Here is a 19669-nt window from a genome sequence, read left to right on the forward strand (position 1 = left end):
TCCCCTGGGAAGAAAAAAGTCAAAGCCAAGAGATCCTGACTTTGACTTTCGCGCCTGTAAGGTCATAATGACTGTGCGGAACGGAGCCGCACAGTCATTCTATTTTTCTTATTTTTTATCGTCGTCGTTCACTTCTTCATATTCAGCATCTACGACATTGTCATCCGCTTTTTTCGCTTCTCCGCCTTCTTGCTGGGCTTGAGCTTGTTGAGCCGCTTCTTCGTAAAGCTTCATGGAAAGCTCCTGAACGATCGTTTGCAATTCTTCTTTTTTCGCCTTGATTTCTTCAAGGTCATTTTTCTCAATTGCGCTCTTCAACGCGTCTTTTGCTTCATTCGCTTTTTTCACTTGCGCTTCGTCGACCTTGCCTTCGAGGTCTTTGAGCGTTTTTTCAGTTGTGAAAACGAGCTGATCGGCTTCATTGCGAAGCTCGATTTCTTCTTTTTTCTTCGCATCCGCTTCCGCGTTTTCTTCAGCTTCTTTGACCATGCGGTCGATTTCGTCATCGGACAGGCCTGAAGAAGATTTGATCGTAATGTTTTGCTCTTTGCCTGTACCAAGGTCTTTTGCGCTTACGTTAACGATACCGTTTTTATCGATATCAAAAGATACTTCGATTTGCGGCACACCGCGCGGAGCCGGCGGGATGTCGGTAAGCTGGAAGCGTCCAAGCGTTTTGTTGTCGGCAGCCATCGGACGCTCACCTTGAAGGACGTGAATGTCAACCGCTGTCTGGTTGTCAGCCGCTGTTGAGAACACTTGGGATTTGCTTGTCGGGATTGTCGTGTTGCGCTCGATCAGCTTCGTGAACACGCCTCCCATTGTTTCAATACCAAGTGACAGCGGAGTTACGTCAAGAAGGACAACGTCTTTTACGTCACCTGTGATGACACCGCCTTGGATCGCCGCACCAAGAGCCACGACTTCATCAGGGTTTACGCCTTTATGCGCTTCTTTTCCTGTTTCTTTTTTGATCGCTTCCTGAACGGCTGGGATACGAGTTGATCCGCCGACAAGGATGACTTTGTCGATTTCGCTTGCAGAAAGGTCTGCATCTTGAAGCGCCTGGCGGACAGGACCCATTGTGCGCTCAACCAAGTGTGAAGAAAGCTCTTCAAATTTCGCGCGGGTCAGCGTCAGTTCAAGGTGAAGCGGACCTGCGTCTCCCGCTGTGATAAACGGCAGTGAGATTTGTGTAGAAGATACGCCGGAAAGGTCTTTTTTCGCTTTCTCAGCCGCATCTTTCAAGCGCTGAAGCGCCATTTTATCTTTTGAAAGGTCGATGCCGTTTTCTTTTTTGAATTCTGAGACGAGATGATCAATGATCACTTGGTCAAAATCGTCTCCTCCAAGGCGGTTGTCACCTGCTGTAGAGCGGACTTCAAATACGCCGTCTCCCAGTTCAAGGATCGAAACGTCAAATGTACCGCCGCCAAGGTCGTATACAAGAATCGTCTGATCTTCTTCCGTTTTATCTAAACCGTAGGCAAGCGCAGCTGCAGTCGGCTCGTTGATGATCCGCTCAACTTCGAGTCCGGCAATTTTACCGGCATCTTTTGTCGCTTGACGCTCTGCATCATTAAAGTATGCAGGAACGGTAATAACCGCTTTTGATACAGTTTCGCCAAGATAGCTTTCAGCATAGGATTTCAAATGCTGAAGGATGATGGCGGACACTTCTTGAGGCGTGTACTTTTTGCCTTCGATTTCAACCGTATGGTCGGTTCCCATGTGGCGTTTGATTGACATGATTGTATTTGGGTTTGTGATGGATTGGCGTTTCGCCACTTCACCAACCTGGCGTTCTCCGTTTTTAAATGCAACAACCGACGGAGTCGTGCGGGCTCCTTCTGGGTTTGGGATGACTTTCGGCTCTCCGCCTTCAAGCACTGCAACGCATGAGTTCGTTGTTCCCAAGTCGATTCCGATAACTTTACTCATGTTCAAAACCTCCTGCTATGTAGTTATTGATTTACTTTTACCATAGAAGGACGGATTACCCGGTCCTTAAGTTTGTAGCCTTTTTGCAGCTCTTCAACGACTGCATTGGATTCGTAACCTTCTTCCTCAACCTGCATCACGGCCTGGTGCAGATTCGGGTCAAATTGTTCGCCGACTGAAGGAATCTGTTCAACCCCTTCATTTTTAAGGGCCTCCAAAATTTGACGGTGCACCATTTCCATCCCTTGCAGCAGGCTTTTCGTCTGCTCATTGTCAGGCTCGATCTGCAGGGCGCGTTCAAAGTTGTCAAGCGCCGGAAGCAAATCGCCGATGATGCGCTGTGAACGATATTTCTCCGCTGCCTCAAGATCAAGACGGGCACGTCTTTTATAGTTTTCAAAGTCTGCTTGAACACGTAAAAGTTTATTTTCTTTTTCTTCAAGACTCTCTTGAAGCTCTTTTAATTGTTTTTCAAGCTCCACAGTTTGGTTTTCTTCTGTCCGGTCATCGGCTTCCAAAGCCGCATCCTCTGCTTCGGCTGTTTCCGCCTCTGTCTGGTTCAGTTCTTCTTGATCCATTCGTTCTTCTTGATTTTGTTTTTCTTCTGCCATCTGTGTTCACCTCCCTTAAAGGTTCGTTTCATGATGAAGAGAAGGGAGCAGTCCCTTCTTCGGTGTTTGCTAATACTGCCTTACCCATCATACAAACTAGTCAGCGCTTTTGACAAGTCAGACGATACGTGCTGAAGCAAGCCGACGACTCGCGAATAGTCCATCCGCGTCGGACCGATGACCGCAATCGAGCCGATCTGTTTTGATCCGACTGTATATGTCGCGGTAATCAGGCTGCAGTTTTCCATTTCTTCATAGTCATTTTCCTTACCGATTTTAATGGTGATTCCGGATTCCGTCGATTGAAAGAGCCTCAGAATCTCCTGTTCTTTCTCGATCAGCGACAAGAGTGATTTTATCCTGTCAATATCGTGAAATTCGGGCTGATTCAGCATATTAATCTTGCCGCCGAAAAACAGCCGGTCGGTATGGACTGAGGAATCAAATGTAGCGCCGAGCGCTTGCAGGATTTGGTCATAGTTTTGAATATGCGACCGCAAAAAGATGACAACCTCTTTGAAAATCCTGTCTCTCAGTTCAGAGATCGGCACGCCTGCGAGGCGCTCATTTAATATATTAACCAGCTTTTCGAGATCTGACAGTTCGACCTCGGCCGGAAAATTAATCGTTTTATTTTCGACATGGCCGGTGTTCGTCACAAGAATGGCAACGGCCTTATTGGGCTGAATCGGTACAATTTGAATTTGCTTCAAATGGTTTTCGCTCAGTCTTGGACCGAGGACAATCGATGTATAATTCGTCAGGTCAGATAATACTTGGGCTGACTTCTGAACGGCTTTTTCAAGTTCAAAGATTTTCTCTTTGAAAATGGAATGAATTAATCGCAAATCCGTTTGGCTCAGCTTCCCTGGAGAAAGCAGATGATCCACATAGTAGCGGTAGCCTTTTTCAGAAGGAATCCGGCCTGAGGAAGAGTGTGTTTTTTCGATAAAACCGAGCTCTTCCAAGTCGGCCATTTCATTTCTGATCGTGGCCGAGCTGAATGTGATGTCTTCCTTTTTAGATAGCGTTCTTGATCCAACCGGCTGAGCTGAACGAATGAAATCATTAACGATGACCTGCAAGATTAACAGCTGACGATTTGTTAACATCCATATCACCCCTGTTAGCACTCTCAGACAACGAGTGCTAATTGTATATCAAAATTACCAAACCGCAATCAAAATGTCAATTATAACTCACCTAAGAATGCCTGAAACACTTCATTTCCCAACAGTTTTCCATGATGTGTCAAACACACGCTTTTGCTCGTGTTTTGGATCAGCCCTTTTTCTTCGAGCGTGCGGAGCACTTCAGGAAAGAGGCTGTCAAGCGCTTCTCCGTATTTTTCAAAAAACCTCACCTTACTGACGCCGGCGGTTTTGCGGAGACCGAGAAACATCTCCTCTTCAATCCGTTCGTTTCGTGTCACCTGATGCGTTTCTTTATAAGGAAAACCGCAGTTGTCGATCAGGTCGATATAATGCTTGACAGGGCCGGCGTTGACGGTCCTTTTTCCATTGATATAGCCGTGTGCGCCCGCCCCGAAACCAAAGTACTCTTCATTGTTCCAATACGTGAGGTTGTGCTTGCTTTCACAGCCTTTTTTTGCGTAATTGCTGATCTCATACTGGCTGATGTCCGCTTCAGCCATCTTGTTCATGACAAGCTCATACATCTCGGCTTCCTGATCCTGCGGCGGGAGGTGGAGACGGCCTTTTTTCATCAAATTATAAAAGACGGTTTTCGGCTCGACAATCAGCGAGTAAACCGAATAATGCTCGGCGCCGAGCGCGAGCGCAGTGTCAAGTGAAGCGGCGAGATGATCGATTTGTTGCCCCGGAAGGCCGAACATCAAATCGAGACTGATGTTGTCAAAGCCGGCGCTCCTCGCTCTCTCAAAGGAGACGAGCACGTCCTTTTGCTTGTGGACCCGGCCGATTTTTTCCAAGAGCTCGTCTTCAAACGTTTGGACGCCAAAGCTCAGCCTGTTGACACCCGCGGCTTTCAAGACGTTCAGCTTTTCAGACGACAAATCGTCGGGATTGGCTTCCACTGCAAATTCGATCATGTTTTCAGACGGCTTTAAAATGTTGCGGATTGAATCAAGCAATTGTTCAAGCTGGCCGGCTGACAAAGATGTCGGCGTTCCCCCGCCGATAAAGATCGTTCTTAGCTCCGGATGTCCGGCTTCTTCCATTGAATTGGCCATTTCCTTCTCAAGCGAACGCAAATACTCGTCAACAGGCTGGCTCTGAATAAAAAATTTATTAAAATCGCAATAATGGCATATATGCTCGCAAAACGGTATATGGATATATGCTGATTTCATCGTTTTCACCTTCTTTACAGGAAGAAGCCGCAGTTGTTACGCTGCGGCGAAAAAGGATTTATGATTTCTGGCCGCTGTCGTCCATTTTCAGGACAGCCATGAAGGCTTCCTGCGGTACTTCGACAGAACCGACCTGTTTCATTCTTCGCTTTCCTTCCTTTTGCTTTTCTAGCAATTTGCGCTTTCGGGAAATATCTCCGCCGTAGCATTTCGCCAAGACGTTTTTCCGCATCGCCTTGATCGTTGAACGGGCGACAATTTTTGTGCCGATGGCAGCTTGAACCGGCACTTCAAATTGCTGGCGCGGAATCAATTCCTTCAGCTTTTCGACGATGACCTTTCCGCGCTCATACGCATAATCGCGATGAACGATAAAGGAAAGGGCGTCGATTTTTTCGCCGTTCAGCATAATATCCATTTTCACAAGCTTGGACGGTTTATATCCGATTAACTCATAATCGAATGATGCATAGCCTTTCGTATTCGATTTGAGCTGGTCGAAAAATTCATAAACGATTTCAGCCAGCGGGATTTCATAAACAATGCTGACGCGGTTTGCATCAAGATACTGCATATCGATAAACTGGCCGCGTTTGCCTTGGCACAGCTCCATGACCGCTCCGACAAAGTCGTTCGGCACCATCATCGTCGCCTTGACGAACGGTTCCTCTACCCGGTCAATCTTTTGCGGATCAGGCATATTTGACGGGTTGTCGACGATGATCTTTTCACCGTCTGTCATGTAGACGTCATAAATAACGCTCGGCGCCGTCGTGATCAGATCGATTTTAAATTCGCGTTCAATCCGTTCCTGAATGATTTCCATGTGCAGCATCCCAAGGAAACCGCAGCGGAAACCGAATCCAAGGGCTTGCGATGTTTCAGCTTCATACTGCAGGGATGAATCATTGAGCTCAAGTTTTTCGAGCGCTTCCCGCAAATCGTTGTATTTCGCTGTATCGATCGGATACAGTCCGCAATAGACCATCGGGTTCAGTTTTCTGTAACCTGGCAATGCTTCCGGCGCAGGGTTCTCCGCGCTTGTAATCGTATCCCCCACACGAGTGTCCCCGACGTTTTTGATCGCAGCGGTCAAAAAGCCGACATCGCCGACCGTTAATTCGTCAACCGGAACAGCCTTAGGTGTGAACACCCCGACTTCAGTGACTTCAAACTCCTTTCCGGTCGCCATCATCTTAATTTTTTGACCGGCCTTCACCGTTCCCTGCACTACCCTGATATAGGCGACAACACCCCTGTAGGCATCATACAGCGAATCAAAAATCAAAGCTTGCAGAGGCGCATCAGGATCGCCGCTTGGAGCTGGGACCTTTTCAACGATCTGCTCAAGGATCTCTTCAATTCCGATGCCGGCTTTTGCCGAGGCAAGGACGGCTTCCGAAGCATCAAGACCAATGACGTCCTCCACTTCCTGGCGGACGCGCTCAGGCTCAGCGCTCGGCAGGTCGATTTTATTGATGACCGGCAGGATTTCGAGGTCGTTGTCGAGGGCAAGGTAGACGTTTGCCAGTGTCTGCGCCTCGATCCCCTGGGCGGCATCAACGACAAGAATCGCGCCTTCACAGGCGGCCAAGCTTCTTGACACCTCATAGGTGAAGTCGACGTGTCCCGGGGTATCGATCAGATGAAAAATATATTCCTCTCCGTCTTTTGCTTGATATTTGAGCTGTACGGAGTTCAGTTTAATGGTGATTCCTCTTTCGCGTTCTAAATCCATCGAGTCGAGCAATTGCTCTTTCATTTCTCTTTGAGTGATTGCCGCCGTTTTTTCCAATATTCGATCAGCCAGGGTTGATTTTCCGTGGTCGATATGGGCGATAATCGAGAAATTCCGGATTCTCGACTGTCTTTGCAATCGTTTGTCTTTGTCTGTCACACTTATCACTCCTACTATGAAACGCAACATGCGCTAGCTTAGATTATATCAATAGGGTTATGAAGATTCAATACGTGACAGCCTTGTGGCCGGTGCTCTGTTTTTTAAAGAAAAAAAACGAGGCGGGCGCCTCGTTTTCCGGCTATTCGGTTTTCTCTTTCACCCAGTCATAAACCGACCTGGCGGAGTTTGTAACAAAATCGGACAGCGCGCGGCCGGCAGAAGAAAAAAGGTTGAATGCTTCCAGTTGTTCAAGCTCTTTCTGTTTTTCTTCCAAATCGACTTCATGGCCGAGGATGGACGCCTCTTTTGCGTCTCCTTCGGAAACCGTGAGGGCGCCTTTTAAATCAGGGTCCTGATAGCCCTTCATTTCGATCATCCCGTTATTCGCCTGCTGCATGCCGAACAGCACACCGAAAAACATGACAGCGCAAGCCAGTATGCATTTCCCCAGAAAAGAAGCCACTTTCATCACCTGCTCCTATTGTTTTGTCTTATCGTCTTCACCTGAATTGCCATCGACCTTCTCAGCATCCCAATACATTTCGCTGAAGACGTCCGCCATGGCGTCCGCGGACCGTTCGAGTTCCTTGCGGTTATTGTCAACGCCGCCAAACTCTATTAAAATGGAGCGTTCATTTAAATCCTGGTTATAGACCCCATTATCCCCAGAAGCGCCTTTGGATATAACGCCGCGGCTTAAGCCGGGGTATTTTTTTTCAAGCCGGTCATGCAGCTCTTTCGCCAGCTTGAAGTTGGCTTCAAAATTGGAGCTTTTTTTGCCGATCACAAACGCGAGCCGCGCATAGCTTTTCCCGTTGATCGTCGTTGTCGTCGTTTTTTTGCGGGACGCATCCCTGTGAATGTCGATAAAATACTCGAGATTTTTATTTTCGGCCATCGCTTCTTTAACAACCGGTCTAGATTGGTCATATGACCGCGAATAATCCCAGCCCTTTTTCTTCAGGTTCGCCTGAACATCCGTTTTGTCAACCATCGCGCCGACGCCTTGGGATTCCAGCGCATCACCGAACATATCGCTGACAATCGTAACATTGGCCTTTGAATGAATGGCAAGATTCGGATTGGTCTCACCCTTTAAAAAGGGAAGATAGGATTCCGTATTATGGGTGTTGTAAATAAATACGACTTTGCGGTCCCCTGTGGACTGCTCAGGCGGACTTTTCTTCTCTTCTCTCTCTTTCCCGGTCCCTTCAAGCTCTGCAAGGTTTGCTTCTCTTTCTTCTTTTAACACTTCGGTCGGCGGCTGAGATTCAGATGGCATGTTCGTATAATCCGTCCCCTGCCCCGCCACGAGAATTTCTGAATCATAATGGGAAAAGCCCGGGAGCTCGCGGCCGAGAAAGCTGCGCGGATCTTTTAAATTAATGCTTGTCGCCAGCTTCAGGATCAGAGGTGAAAGCTCGAACTTCTTATGGGGTTCAGGCAGCTCGGAAGCAAAGTAGTGGTTTTCCATCCCTAAAATGCGGCCGAATGTCTCGCCCCCCAGCTCATCCGCCACCCGATACAATGTTGAAGACGGCCTTAATTCAGGACGGAGAGATGTAAGTGCTCCTGACAAAATAAAAATCAACACAAGGCTTGCGATAAACAGGAAGACCGCCTTCACCGCGTTTCTTCCATTTACAGCCAGAACCAACTGACGGTTTCTGCCTCTTCTTTTCATCATCTATCCCTCCAGAGCTTGTCTAGTAAATAGACTATGTACAAGATAGAAGAAGTAGAACAAGTTCTCGGGATTCGCAAAAAATACAAAAAGGCGGCTGTTCAGCCGCCTCTCCTTAGTGGTTGTACATCCCTTTGTTTTCCTGTGACACTTGTTCATGAAGTGCGGTGTTCAGCCCGTTTGCAATGACATTGGCCATATCATCGATAAATGTATCGACTTCTTTTGGCGTCACCATTAAATTATGACCCAGCGGAGCAAGCACTTCATAAATAAGCTGTCTCTTTTCATCCTCTGCCAGGCCTCCGACGATGCCGAGAAACGATTTGCGCTCTTGTTCATCAGGAAGATCTTCATCAGTGAGCACTTTCTTTTTCCCAAAGCTCATCCCCGCCGGAACGAGGGAGCGGGACGGACTGTCATCTTTCATCTCCCGGCCGAAGTGCTTGAGCATATAATCGATCGTATCGCTTGTTATGGTTACCGCATCGACAACGGTCGGAACGCCGATTGCAATGACAGGGATGCCGAGCGTCTCCTTGCTCAGCTCTTTTCTTTTATTTCCTACGCCAGATCCGGGATGGATTCCGGTGTCAGAAATTTGGATGGTAGAGTTGACCCTTTCGATCGCTCTAGATGCCAGAGCATCAATGGCAATCACAAAATCAGGTTTTGAGCGGTCGATCACACCCTGGATAATATCGCTCGTCTCGATCCCCGTCAGGCCCATCACTCCAGGCGAAAGCGCGCTGACCGGACGATATCCATCCTCGACATTTTCCGGCTGCAGCTTAAACAGGTGCCTTGTGACCAATAGGCTTTCGGTGACCAGCGGTCCAAGCGAATCCGGCGTGACATTCCAGTTTCCAAGCCCTACGATCAAACAGCTGGCGGCTTTTTGGATATTTAAATAGTCCAGAAAAGCGGAAAATTCCTTTGCAAACACATTGATCACATTGTCTTGCATGTCTGAGTCCTGGTGGCGGATGCCCTGGGTCTCAAACGTCAGATAACGGCCGGCTTTTTTTCCCGACAGCTTTGCGCCTTCTTCATCAATATCCATCGTCTGGATCTTGATGCCGTCTTCTTCATACTCTTTGATTGTAAATCCTTTCAGCTTATTTGTCGGGGCAGCTTCCTTTTCCTGCGCCAAATCCTTTGCCTCAACGGCCAAATCTGTCCGCACGGTATATTGACTTAAGTCGAGCTTTTGATTGTCCATCACTAGCACTCCCTTCAAAACATTAACTGTTGTTTAGTGTTGCCCAGCCGATCTGTAAACATTCCCTTCAAGAGGTGCTTTCAAACAAAAATACTTTACATTTATATTGCAATCTAAAGGTGTGTTTGATAGAATACAATTTGTTCTATTGTGAAGATTTAACCTATCGAAAAGGAACAGAGGTTATGTCTTAGGAGGTGAAACACATTGCCAAACATTAAATCAGCGATCAAACGCACAAAAACAAACAACGAGCGCCGCGCACACAACGCTACAATCAAATCTGCAATGCGCACTGCGATCAAACAAGTTGAAACGCTTGTAAGCAACAACGAAGCAGACAAAGCGAAAGCAGCTCTTTCTGCAGCAGCGAAGAAAATCGATAAAGCAGCGAAAAAAGGTCTTGTCCACAAAAACACTGCAGCTCGTTACAAATCAAGCCTAGCAAAAAAAGTGAACGGACTTTCTGCATAATAGAAAGCTTGGCCAAAGCCAAGCTTTTTTGCTTGCCATCATAAAAACGGCTCTCTAAGAAATGAAGGGAACTTCCTTTGGAAGTTCCCTTTCTTGTCCGAAGACAGCAAATAAATTCTCGGTTATACAACTTTTCGTTACATATAATCATTCTTGATGTCTAGCTTTTAAATGTTAACCCATTTTCATTCAAAACAGCCCTTAATTTAGGTAAAGATGCCGGCCCCATACCGTGAAATTTCAAAATCTCTTTTTCGCTGTATTTTGATAGCTGCTGCAAAGAAGTTATTCCATTGTGTTCCAATGCTCGTCTGGCTGGTGCAGAGAGTAATGAAAGAAATCCGTTGTCAGGTTTGCGCTCTTGCTCACAAATCGGGCAAACAGGACAATCACTGCTTTTATAATACTGGTGTCCTTTGCTGCAAGTCCTTAAATTCTTTTTTGAGGTTGTCATTTTTACATTTCTCCCTTTCTCAATTATTATTTTCCAGCAGACGTTCAATCCTTTGCTGAATGGGCGCAAAATTGCATAAGCTCTGATAAAAGGCAGACCAAAATGTATGGCCGGACCTATATTTATTCGAACATGACAAGCAGCGAAAAATAGAAGGTATGTAAAGATTTTTAAGACAAACTCTCTTCATCATTTATTTGCCGCACAAAGTAGAGATGCTTATATCCCCAGCTGCACATACCGGTCAACACCGGCGCCAACGTTTTCCATGCTCGGTTAAACTATATTCGACCTTCGGAGGGATTTACTGACACACTTAAAACATCATGTTCAAGCTCCCGAAGCTGATTAGTCAGCATACCCTATGTAATTCCAGGGAGCATCCGGCTCAGCTCTCCGAAGCGTTTGGTGCCTTCATGAAGTAATATCAACCAGGATCAGCGTGATCCCATTTTCCCCTATGGCATCCAATGTGATGATGATCCCTTCTGTCGTCTTCATTTCTTAGACGTTTGACTTCACCTATATCAACTCCCGATTCGGTATTATCAGTTACGTTACCATATCATCCAGATTCGCGGCAGTACTCTTATTTTACATACATCGTACATTTTACCGTATTACTATGAAAAATTCTGCCGCCGTCAAAAGAACAAATAAAAGGCTGTCGAGAAAATCTCAACAGCCTGACGGCTCTCTCATCTAAGAGAACCGTTTTTTCAATCGGACTGCAAAAGCTTCAGCAAAAACAGCTCAAGCACAAGCTGCTTGTCCTTTTTGCCTGTTTTCATTTCATAATCCATGACGGCGAGCTGCTCGATGATGCTTTTCAGCTCTTCTTCTGAAAACAGCCTCGCCTGGTCAATCGCGAGCTTAACCCTGAACGGGTGGACTTTGAGGTTTGAGGCGATTTGCTTTTGCCCGTACCCCTGCTGCGAAAAATACTTGGTCTGCATTAAGAGTCTGAACTGGTTTGCGATCAGCGCCATCATTTTGATCGGTTCTTCATTTTGCTTTAACAGGTCATAGAAAATTTGCAGCGCTTCTGTACGCTTCCGGTTCACGACTTTGTTGATCAATTCAAAAATATTTTGCTCAAGTCCTCTGGCAACGAGCTTTTTGACATCGTCAAGCGTGATCGAGTCACGATCACCGATATATGTACTCAGCTTTTTCACCTCTTGGGCAATGGCCGACAGGCTGGCATTACACAGGATGACAAGCTCCTCCGCCGCCTCTCGTTCAATGAGCTTCCCTTCTGATTTTGCAAGCCCTGCGATAAAATCGGCCGTTTCCCGGCCGTTCAGCTCTTTCGCTTCGACCATTTGGGCGTGTTTTTTCAACAGCTTGGTCAGCTTTTTACGCTCATCAAGCTTCTCATAAGGGGCGAGCAGAACAAAAACGGAATAAGGCGCCGGCTGTGCAATATAATCCTCCAGACTCCCCAGGTTATGTTCCAGTTTATCTTTCTTTTTTTCAGCTGTTAAAAAAGACGGGTTTTTGGCAACGACAAGACGCCTCTCCCCCATAAACGGAAAGGTTTCAGCATCTTCAACGGCAAGGTCTAATACCTCTTCTTCCAAGTCAAATACGGAAAGGTTGAAATCCTTCGTCTCTTCATCAACGACAGCTTGTCTAATCCTTTGAACCGTCTCCTGCAAAAGATACGTCTCTTTCCCGTACAAACAGTAAACAGGATGAATATCGCCTTTTTTTAAGCTTTTCCAAACATCAAATACCATCATCTGCTCTTTCCTCTCTTTTCATCCTTCCCTTCATATCGTAAATCCTGTTCAGCAATTAGTAAAGAGAGAAGCGGACTCATCCGCTCTCTCATTTATAATAAACGCCTTCTATAAACCCCCGGGTCAGTTTATAAAAGACGATGTTCATAAATTGTAGAAAACGGTTGCATACAGCTTCTAGATTTTTGTAAAGAATTGAATTATACTGGATATCAATAGGAGGGGTAAATTGTGAATGAGTTTGAAAAAGACGTACAAAGCAAACGCAACGATCTTGTAGATTCAGGTGTCGGCTTTATTGTGACTTTTGGATTTTTCGCTACAATGTTTATCATTGCCACAGTTATCCATCTCGCCGCTTAGATCGAACTTGGCGGAAAATCCGGATGCTGCTTCGAACGGGTTCCCGGCCGAAAGCTTCGCTTTTTATCAGCCCGGCTTTTTTATGACGACTGCTCAAGGCGGCAGTCTTTTTTATTGCGTGGAATGTACTTTATCATATGGGGGATGGAGCAAAAACGTTCCCTTTCCCCTGTCAAATAGGTATTGAACTGCTCCGTCGCGATCTGTCCGGTATACCTTGACGCGATGGCGTTTTAAGATGTCTAACACCTCCTTGTGCGGATGGCCGTACCGATTATGTTCCCCGGCTGAAATCAAGGCTGTCTTCGGTTTGATTTGTTTGATGAAATTCTCTCCTGTCGACCCTTTACTCCCGTGGTGCCCGACTTTCAACACATCGGCTTTCAGTTCCGGATAGGCTTTCATGATCTCCCTTTCGCCATCCTGTTCCAAATCGCCTGTTAAAAGCCATGTTAAACCACCCAGCTTCATCCACAAAACGAGTGAGCTGTTATTTTTGCTATCGCCATCCACCTTTTCCGGTGAAAGCACATAAAACTGCAAACCGCCTATGTTCAGCTTATCGCCTCTTTTGGCAGCTTTTACAGCAACCCCATGTTCGATAGCAGTGCGAAGCAGCTTTTCATCCGCCGGATCGGCCGCATAGCCTATCGGAACAACCAGCTCTTTCACCTTATGTTTTTTGATGAGTACTTCCGCTTCACCGACATGGTCTTGGTCGGCATGCGTTAAAATCAAAGCATCAAGCTGTTGAACCCCTTTGGTAGCGAGAAACGGGATAATCGCGTTTTCCGCCAGGGAAAAAGCTTTTTTTCTTTCTCTCCACGGCTCCTTTTTGAACGAAACCATTCCCCCGGTATCAATCAAAACATTCCCTTTCTGTCGGGGCCCACTGATATAGATGCTGTCACCCTGTCCGATATCAAGCATGGTAACCTCTCCATCTTGTGTGAAATGCGGCAGCATCACATGCCAGAGAAAAACGGAAATGAAAAGACAGGAAGGGATGAAAAGTTTTCGGAGGGAGACCGCATTTTCCATAGCAATAAGGAGCATACCGATGGACCCGAGATAAAAAAGCAGCTGCAGCCCATCCGGTTTGCTGGCAGCGAATGTGAACATATCTGCCGAAGATATGATTTTGACAGCCTCGTGGCTCCATCCAAGTAAAATGTCAAGGATTCCCGCCGCTATTTCCCCCGCGGGGCGAATCAACATCAGCCCCAGCAAGCTGGCGAACGACAGCGGGATCACGGCAAATAAATAAAATGGTACGAAAAATAGATTCGCCAGAACACTGAGAAAGGAAAACTCCTGAAAGTGAAAAAGGAGGATCGGAAGCGAGCCGAGCTGAGCAAGAAAAGATGCAAGCAGCAGCTGCGCCGTTTTGTTTTTCGGTCTGAGCAATATGCCTTTTGAAAGAATAAAAACGAAGGATACTGCAAAGGAAAGCTGAAAACCTGCCTGAAAGAGCAGATACGGGTTGTACAACAGCAGGCCGAGGAAGGCTATGCTGAGAACATCGGCGCTTTTCAGCCGTTTTTTAGACAATGAAGAAAGCAGATAGATGTCCGACATAAACACGGCCCTCAACACGGACGGAGCTCCGCCGGTGATCACGGCGGCAGCGGGAAGTGCAAAAATCAAAATCCATTTTGCACCTTCCCTCGTAATGCCAAGACGCAGCAGGCAATAAAACAGCGCGGCGGCCAAAATGCCGACATGGAGACCCGAAATCGCTAGCAGGTGGATGATTCCAAGGCTTTGATATCCGTCAAGGACTTCCTGTTCAATGAGAAACCGATCGCCGAATATCAGCGCACATACAACCCCGGCCGCGGTTTCCGACATGTTATCTTCAATAAAATCGAGACCTGATTTTCTGATGTTTAACAAAATGGAAGAAAGCGCGTCTTTCTGCTTGCAGTTTTTGATAGATTGAATGGCAAAGTTCCAGTGGATGCCTTGTGTGCGCAAATATTCTTTTTCATTAAATGTTCCGGGGACCGTCGCGTTTTTAGGCTTTTTCAATTCGCCTTTCATGAAACATATACTGCCGGGGCCAAGGTCGGCCAGCTTTCTTTTTTCTTCCCGTGACTGAATGGTATAGCGGGCTTTCAAGGACTCTCCGTCCGGGGTTTCGGCTTTGAAAGAAAGGCGGTCGCCGTCGATTGTTGGAACATTTCCGACTGATGCGGACGTTTGAATGGCACCCTCTTGATAGATGGAGCCGTTTAAATGGTCAATCACCAAAAAATAAATCGAGTAAAAACCGCAGCACACTGCGCAAAATAGAAAAAGGAGGTACTGTTTTCTGACCATGCTGACGGCGGCCGGCACCGATATGAACACGGCGAAGAAGAGGAATGATGAAGAGTGGGCGAAGGCAATTCCAACCGCCGCTGAAATTGCCCCGCAGGGGAGGAGTCGGTGTTTGTCCATTCCAGATTAAACATAGCTTGTGAACAGTTTGTTGGCCTGCTCATGTATGTTTTTGATTTCCTCTTCCTCAAGCCCTTTTTCAGACAGCTTCCTGATCAAATCGGCTACAAATGATAATTTCTCCTGGTTTTTCAAATCAATAATCATTTCTTCCAATTCAACCTGCTCCACTTTAACGGAAGCCTGTTCAAACAGCTCCACTGCATAAGGGTGGTTTTTATAATCCTTCGCATAATAAATCGTTTTAATTCCTGCTTGTATAATCGATTTGCAGCATTGAATGCACGGAAAGTGAGTCACATAGATTTCGGCACCTTCTGTCGGAACGCCGAATTTTGCGCATTGCAGGATCGCGTTCATCTCGGCATGAATCGTCCTGATGCAATGCCCGTCCACGATATAGCAGCCTTCATCCGCACAATGGACGCCGCCTGCGATTGATCCGTTGTATCCTCCGGCTATGATGCGTTTATCTCTGACAATCGTCGCTCCCACGGCAAGCCTTGTACATGTGCTGCGAAGCGCGAGCAAATGGCTTTGCGCCATAAAGTATTGATCCCATGAAATGCGTTCCACTTGTTTTCCCTCCAAAAATACGATGTAAGCTTCCCTAAGTGTACATATGTTTATCCAAGGACGTCAATTTACTTTACCGATATTGACGATTTTATTTTTTCAAATGATTTTTCTCCAATACCTGACACATTGGTAATGTCTTCTATCGTCTGAAATGGGCCGTTTTCCTCCCGATATGTGACGATCGCTTCCGCTTTTGAAGGGCCAACACCGGGAATGTCCTCAAGCTCTTTTGCAGAAGCTGTGTTGATATTGATCATGTTTTCCGCTTCTCCTTCTGCCAAATACGCCCCTGATTCAGAATGAGCGGAGGCTTCTTCTCCTTGAAACGGAATATAAACGACCATGCCGTCCCGTAAAATGGCGGCTAGGTTGACTTGTTTTTGATCGGCTTTTTTCACGGTGCCGCCCGCTTTTTTTAGTAAATGATGAACTCTGTCACCTGCCTTCATTTCGTAAACACCGGGCTGCTTGACCGCCCCCTTCAGATCGATGACGATTTCTTCTTTTTCTTCGTTTTTCTTATCCTCTGGCAAACTTGCCGTCTTCTCAGGTGATTGCAAAGCTTCATCCGGCACACTCGAATGAGCTGAGGATAGATCGTCACCGCCCTTTGTGACGACTGCGGCGGCAATGATGACCACTAGCGCCAATCCCCCTGCCGCAAACCATTTGTATTGTTTGAGCCAATTTAGCATACAGTTCACCCGCTTTCATACATAAATTAACTGCCGCTTTCATATCGTTTAAAAGATACAGGTTGAAAAGGAGGGGAGAACGATTGAATATCGGCTTTATCGGAACAGGAAACATGGGGACGATACTCATTGAGGCGCTCATTGAATCCAAAGCGGTCATTCCCTCATCTTTAACAATCACAAACCGAACGATCGACAAAGCGTTGAACATAAAAAAACGATTTCCGGAAATCCAGGTTGCAGAGCGGCCGGAAGATGTCATTTCCGAAAGTGAAGCCGTATTGATTTGCGTGAAGCCGCTTGACATTTTTCCTTTGTTAAAACGATTGGCACCCGCGTTCACAAAAGATCAGATTCTCATCACGATAACCAGCCCGGTACAGGTCGAACAGCTGGAAGCGGTCGTTTCCTGCCAGGCGGCAAGGGTGATTCCGAGCATCACAAACAGGGCGCTTTCAGGCGTTTCACTTTTAACGTTCGGCGAAAGCTGCACCGAAGAGGCGAAAGAAAAAATCACAAATATGATGAAAAAGATTTCGATTCCGCTGGAAATCGAAAGCGGCATTACGCGAGTCGCCTCAGATATCGTCAGCTGCGGCCCCGCCTTCATCAGCTATTTAACCCAATTATTCATTCAAGCCGCTGTTGAAGAAACGGCGGTGTCAAAAGAGGACGCCATCTTGATGACGAAGGAGATGCTGGTAGGTCTTGGGAAACTCCTTGAAACAGAGCTTTACACACTGCCCGCTCTTCAGGAAAAGGTTTGTGTAAAAGGAGGTGTCACCGGGGAAGGCATCAAAGCGCTGGAAAACGGTGTCGGGGATATGTTCCGGCAGCTGTTCCGCAACACGCATCTGAAGTATGAAGAAGATATCGCCGCAGTCAAAAAGCAATTTCCCGTTTGAGCCATTGTTTCACATCTTGAACGCCTGCTCAACAATGGAAAATGGCATTTTTAAAACCATCGTCATATTAAACGATGGTTTTAGCTTTTTTAGCGATATAAAAATGCCGTTCTGTATCCGCCTCTGGTTCAAGACCGGAAAAATCGGCCGTGATCTTTTGAATGTCAAATCCGGCCTTCTCCAATAAGCGGATGTATACCTCAGTCTCAAATGTCCGTTGTTCATGGGATTCATCAAACCGTTCATAAACGCCGCCGCTTTCTACGAAAAACGTCAGGTCATGCATAACGGAATGAGCTTCTTCCCCTGCATAGCTTTGCCAGATGACGCTGATGGCCTCATCCTGGTCAGCGTACGTGCTGCCCGGAAATACAACGTCCATCTTGTAGACGGAATGGACATCAAACAACAGAAGGCCGCCGTCTTTTAACAACGAAAAAACGTTTTTAAAGGTAGCGAAAACACCTTTTTCATCAGGTAGATAATTTAATGAATCACAGCAAATGACAACGGCGTCAAATGCTCGGCCGAATCCCCCAAGCTCACGCATATCCTGCTGTAAAAATTGGATCTCCAGCCTGCGGTCAGCCGCTTTTTGCTGGGCCTGTGACAGCATATCTTCACTGAAGTCAACGCCTGTGACATCATAGCCTTTTTCGGCAAGGCGCACAGATATTTCACCTGTTCCGCAGGCCAGGTCAAGAATGCGAATATCTTCTTTCCGTTTTTCGCTGAGCGCGTTCTCTATCCATTCGACCCACTGATCGTAAGGAGCATGGGCCATCAGGCTGTCATAAATGCCGGAAAAACCTTTATAAATCATTAATTGACTCCGAATGAAAGGTCTTCAAGAGGAGCATCTCCCCACAGTTTCTCAAGGTTGTAATAACCTCTTTCTTCCTTGTGGAAAACGTGAACGACGACATCGCCTAAATCAATTAAGATCCATCTGGCTTCGTCAAACCCTTCCATTTTCTTTACGTCAATTCCATTTTCTTCAGCCTGATCCTTTATTTCCCGGGCAATGGCTTGAACCTGCTTATCAGAATTTCCGTGGCAAATCAGAAAATAATCAGCGACAAGGGAAATCCCTTGCATATTCATGGCGATGATATCTTCTGCACGTTTATCATCACAGGCTTCGGCAGCTATTTTTAATATTGAAGCTTGATCCATTCACAAATTCCTCCTATTGTCTTTCTTTTACAAAAGCATTATATGTCGCGACCGTTTCCGGATAAACGGCTTGGTTCTTTGATAGTAAAAAGGTAATCGTATTTTTCAGCGCCTGAATGAGCGCAAGATCCAAATCTTCTTCAGCCAGTGAACGAACCTCGTCAACCCCCGGAAAACGGCGGCCCGGTTCAATATAATCGGCTACATAAACCACCTTGTCGAGCAGGGTCATGTTCGGCCTCCCCGATGTGTGATATCTGATCGCCGACAATATGTCTTCATCGGTGATTCCGACTTCGGCTTTGACAAGCGCCGCCCCGGCGGGTGCATGCCACAATTCATGATGAAAATCGAGCACATCCAAGGGCCTGCCTTCTTTTTGAATGATATGTTTCAATTCCTCTTTTGGACGAAATTTGGCATAGTCATGAAAAATCGCTGCGGTTTCCGCTTTTTTCACATCGGCGCCAAACCGTTCCGCCAGCTGCACAGCCGTTTCCATTACCCCGATTGTATGGATGTAGCGCTGCTCTGTCAGCTGCTCTTTCACACAAGCTAGTGCTTCCTCACGTTTCATATAAATGATGCTCCTTTACATAGACCTTTACATCGTCAGGAATTAAATAATCGGTCGGCTGACGATTTTTGATGCGGTCCCTGAGTAAAGACGATGATACTTCAAATACCGGCACGTCTACGAAAACAAGCGGATAGGGCGTTTCAATTTGAAAGCCCGGCCGCTTGACCCCGACGAATTGGATCATTTCGATCAGCTTGTCAATGTTAGACCATTTCGGTAAATATTCAATCATATCCGCCCCGATGATAAAATAAAATTCGTCATTCGGATACCGCTTCTTCAACAGACAGACCGTATCATATGTATAGGAAGGGCCTTCCCTTTCAAGCTCGATCGTCTCCAGTTTAAAATTCCTTTTTCCCTTGATGGCGAGCTTCAGCATTTCAACACGGTGACGGCTTTGCGAAAACGAATTTTCCTGTTTATGCGGCGGAATTTGATTGGGCATAAACCATATTTCATCAAGACCCATTTTATACAGCACTTCATTTGCCATCAGCAAGTGCCCGTTGTGCGGAGGATCAAACGTCCCTCCAAAAACCCCGATTTTCCTCATGTCTACCACC

At 46.5% G+C, this 19669-nt stretch carries 20 protein-coding genes and 1 pseudogene; 3 read left to right on the forward strand and 18 right to left on the reverse strand.

What is annotated here, in order from left to right; genetic code table 11:
• Nucleotides 1-108: 108 nt before the first annotated feature.
• The 8 genes from dnaK to gpr form a co-directional block, all read right to left on the reverse strand.
• The gene (dnaK, locus tag ACINLD_RS08620) at nucleotides 109-1941 is read right to left on the reverse strand and encodes a molecular chaperone DnaK (RefSeq protein ID WP_077736401.1); all 1833 of its coding nucleotides are present in this window, start codon (nucleotides 1939-1941) and stop codon (nucleotides 109-111) included.
• 23 nt (nucleotides 1942-1964) lie between these two features.
• The gene (gene grpE / locus ACINLD_RS08625; RefSeq protein ID WP_026587924.1) at nucleotides 1965-2552 is read right to left on the reverse strand and encodes a nucleotide exchange factor GrpE; all 588 of its coding nucleotides are present in this window, start codon (nucleotides 2550-2552) and stop codon (nucleotides 1965-1967) included.
• 80 nt (nucleotides 2553-2632) lie between these two features.
• The gene (gene hrcA, locus ACINLD_RS08630) at nucleotides 2633-3664 is read right to left on the reverse strand and encodes a heat-inducible transcriptional repressor HrcA (protein ID WP_026587925.1); all 1032 of its coding nucleotides are present in this window, start codon (nucleotides 3662-3664) and stop codon (nucleotides 2633-2635) included.
• 80 nt (nucleotides 3665-3744) lie between these two features.
• Nucleotides 3745-4884 carry a radical SAM family heme chaperone HemW gene (hemW, locus tag ACINLD_RS08635; protein ID WP_077736400.1) on the reverse strand — a complete coding sequence of 380 codons (1140 nt, stop codon included), beginning with the start codon at nucleotides 4882-4884 and terminating at the stop codon, nucleotides 3745-3747.
• A 58-nt stretch (nucleotides 4885-4942) separates the two neighbouring features.
• Nucleotides 4943-6781, reverse strand: a complete 1839-nt coding sequence (gene lepA / locus ACINLD_RS08640; protein ID WP_026587927.1) for a translation elongation factor 4 — start codon at nucleotides 6779-6781, stop codon at nucleotides 4943-4945.
• 142 nt (nucleotides 6782-6923) lie between these two features.
• The gene (locus tag ACINLD_RS08645) at nucleotides 6924-7247 is read right to left on the reverse strand and encodes a YqxA family protein (protein ID WP_026587928.1); all 324 of its coding nucleotides are present in this window, start codon (nucleotides 7245-7247) and stop codon (nucleotides 6924-6926) included.
• A gap of 15 nt (nucleotides 7248-7262) precedes the next feature.
• Nucleotides 7263-8468 (reverse strand): stage II sporulation protein P, encoded by a 1206-nt coding sequence (gene spoIIP, locus ACINLD_RS08650; protein WP_026587929.1) that lies wholly within the window; start codon nucleotides 8466-8468, stop codon nucleotides 7263-7265.
• A gap of 115 nt (nucleotides 8469-8583) precedes the next feature.
• On the reverse strand, nucleotides 8584-9690 hold the full coding sequence (gene gpr, locus ACINLD_RS08655; RefSeq protein WP_409444614.1) for a GPR endopeptidase: 1107 nt from the start codon (nucleotides 9688-9690) through the stop codon (nucleotides 8584-8586).
• Nucleotides 9691-9897: 207 nt separating this feature from the next.
• Here gpr and rpsT point away from each other — a divergent pair, with 207 nt between their 5' ends.
• A complete protein-coding gene (rpsT, locus tag ACINLD_RS08660; protein ID WP_026587931.1) occupies nucleotides 9898-10164 on the forward strand; it encodes a 30S ribosomal protein S20 in 267 nt (88 codons plus the stop codon).
• A 160-nt stretch (nucleotides 10165-10324) separates the two neighbouring features.
• On the opposite strand, the gene ACINLD_RS08665 is transcribed toward rpsT, so the two are convergent.
• The 3 genes and pseudogenes from ACINLD_RS08665 to holA all read right to left on the reverse strand — a co-directional run bounded on the left by ACINLD_RS08665 (nucleotide 10325) and on the right by holA (nucleotide 12360).
• Nucleotides 10325-10618 (reverse strand): RNA polymerase alpha subunit C-terminal domain-containing protein, encoded by a 294-nt coding sequence (locus tag ACINLD_RS08665; protein ID WP_026587932.1) that lies wholly within the window; start codon nucleotides 10616-10618, stop codon nucleotides 10325-10327.
• Between the two features lie 170 nt (nucleotides 10619-10788).
• A pseudogene (locus tag ACINLD_RS08670) lies at nucleotides 10789-11119 on the reverse strand (winged helix-turn-helix transcriptional regulator).
• A 218-nt stretch (nucleotides 11120-11337) separates the two neighbouring features.
• Complete coding sequence (gene holA / locus ACINLD_RS08675; protein WP_409444676.1) at nucleotides 11338-12360, reverse strand: DNA polymerase III subunit delta; 1023 nt, start codon at nucleotides 12358-12360, stop codon at nucleotides 11338-11340.
• A gap of 234 nt (nucleotides 12361-12594) precedes the next feature.
• Between holA and ACINLD_RS08680 the strand changes: the two genes are divergently transcribed.
• Nucleotides 12595-12726 (forward strand): YqzM family protein, encoded by a 132-nt coding sequence (locus ACINLD_RS08680; protein WP_026587934.1) that lies wholly within the window; start codon nucleotides 12595-12597, stop codon nucleotides 12724-12726.
• Nucleotides 12727-12837: 111 nt separating this feature from the next.
• Here the strand turns inward: ACINLD_RS08680 and ACINLD_RS08685 are convergent, their stop codons facing one another.
• The 3 genes from ACINLD_RS08685 to ACINLD_RS08695 all read right to left on the reverse strand — a co-directional run bounded on the left by ACINLD_RS08685 (nucleotide 12838) and on the right by ACINLD_RS08695 (nucleotide 16442).
• A complete protein-coding gene (locus ACINLD_RS08685; protein ID WP_277691095.1) occupies nucleotides 12838-15168 on the reverse strand; it encodes a DNA internalization-related competence protein ComEC/Rec2 in 2331 nt (776 codons plus the stop codon).
• A 6-nt stretch (nucleotides 15169-15174) separates the two neighbouring features.
• Complete coding sequence (locus tag ACINLD_RS08690) at nucleotides 15175-15744, reverse strand: ComE operon protein 2 (protein ID WP_077736398.1); 570 nt, start codon at nucleotides 15742-15744, stop codon at nucleotides 15175-15177.
• 68 nt (nucleotides 15745-15812) lie between these two features.
• Complete coding sequence (locus ACINLD_RS08695) at nucleotides 15813-16442, reverse strand: helix-hairpin-helix domain-containing protein (RefSeq protein ID WP_077736397.1); 630 nt, start codon at nucleotides 16440-16442, stop codon at nucleotides 15813-15815.
• Between the two features lie 83 nt (nucleotides 16443-16525).
• Here ACINLD_RS08695 and comER point away from each other — a divergent pair, with 83 nt between their 5' ends.
• Nucleotides 16526-17347: a late competence protein ComER gene (comER, locus tag ACINLD_RS08700; protein ID WP_026587938.1), complete on the forward strand. Its 822-nt coding sequence runs from the start codon at nucleotides 16526-16528 to the stop codon at nucleotides 17345-17347.
• A gap of 67 nt (nucleotides 17348-17414) precedes the next feature.
• On the opposite strand, the gene ACINLD_RS08705 is transcribed toward comER, so the two are convergent.
• From ACINLD_RS08705 to ACINLD_RS08720, 4 genes are read right to left on the reverse strand one after another with little or no spacing between them, the layout of a single operon-like run.
• Nucleotides 17415-18170, reverse strand: coding sequence for a class I SAM-dependent DNA methyltransferase (locus ACINLD_RS08705; protein ID WP_277691101.1), 756 nt, complete (start codon nucleotides 18168-18170; stop codon nucleotides 17415-17417).
• Entirely contained in the window at nucleotides 18170-18523 is a 354-nt protein-coding gene (gene rsfS / locus ACINLD_RS08710; protein WP_026587940.1) for a ribosome silencing factor, read from the reverse strand. Before rsfS ends, ACINLD_RS08705 begins: the two co-directional genes overlap by 1 nt.
• 13 nt (nucleotides 18524-18536) lie before the next feature.
• Nucleotides 18537-19100, reverse strand: a complete 564-nt coding sequence (gene yqeK, locus ACINLD_RS08715; protein WP_026587941.1) for a bis(5'-nucleosyl)-tetraphosphatase (symmetrical) YqeK — start codon at nucleotides 19098-19100, stop codon at nucleotides 18537-18539.
• Entirely contained in the window at nucleotides 19090-19659 is a 570-nt protein-coding gene (locus ACINLD_RS08720; protein ID WP_026587942.1) for a nicotinate-nucleotide adenylyltransferase, read from the reverse strand. Before ACINLD_RS08720 ends, yqeK begins: the two co-directional genes overlap by 11 nt.
• Nucleotides 19660-19669 lie beyond the last annotated feature (10 nt).

Source organism: Bacillus sp. z60-11 (assembly GCF_046464135.1).
Taxonomy (GTDB): Bacteria; Bacillota; Bacilli; order Bacillales; family Bacillaceae; genus Bacillus; species Bacillus sonorensis_A.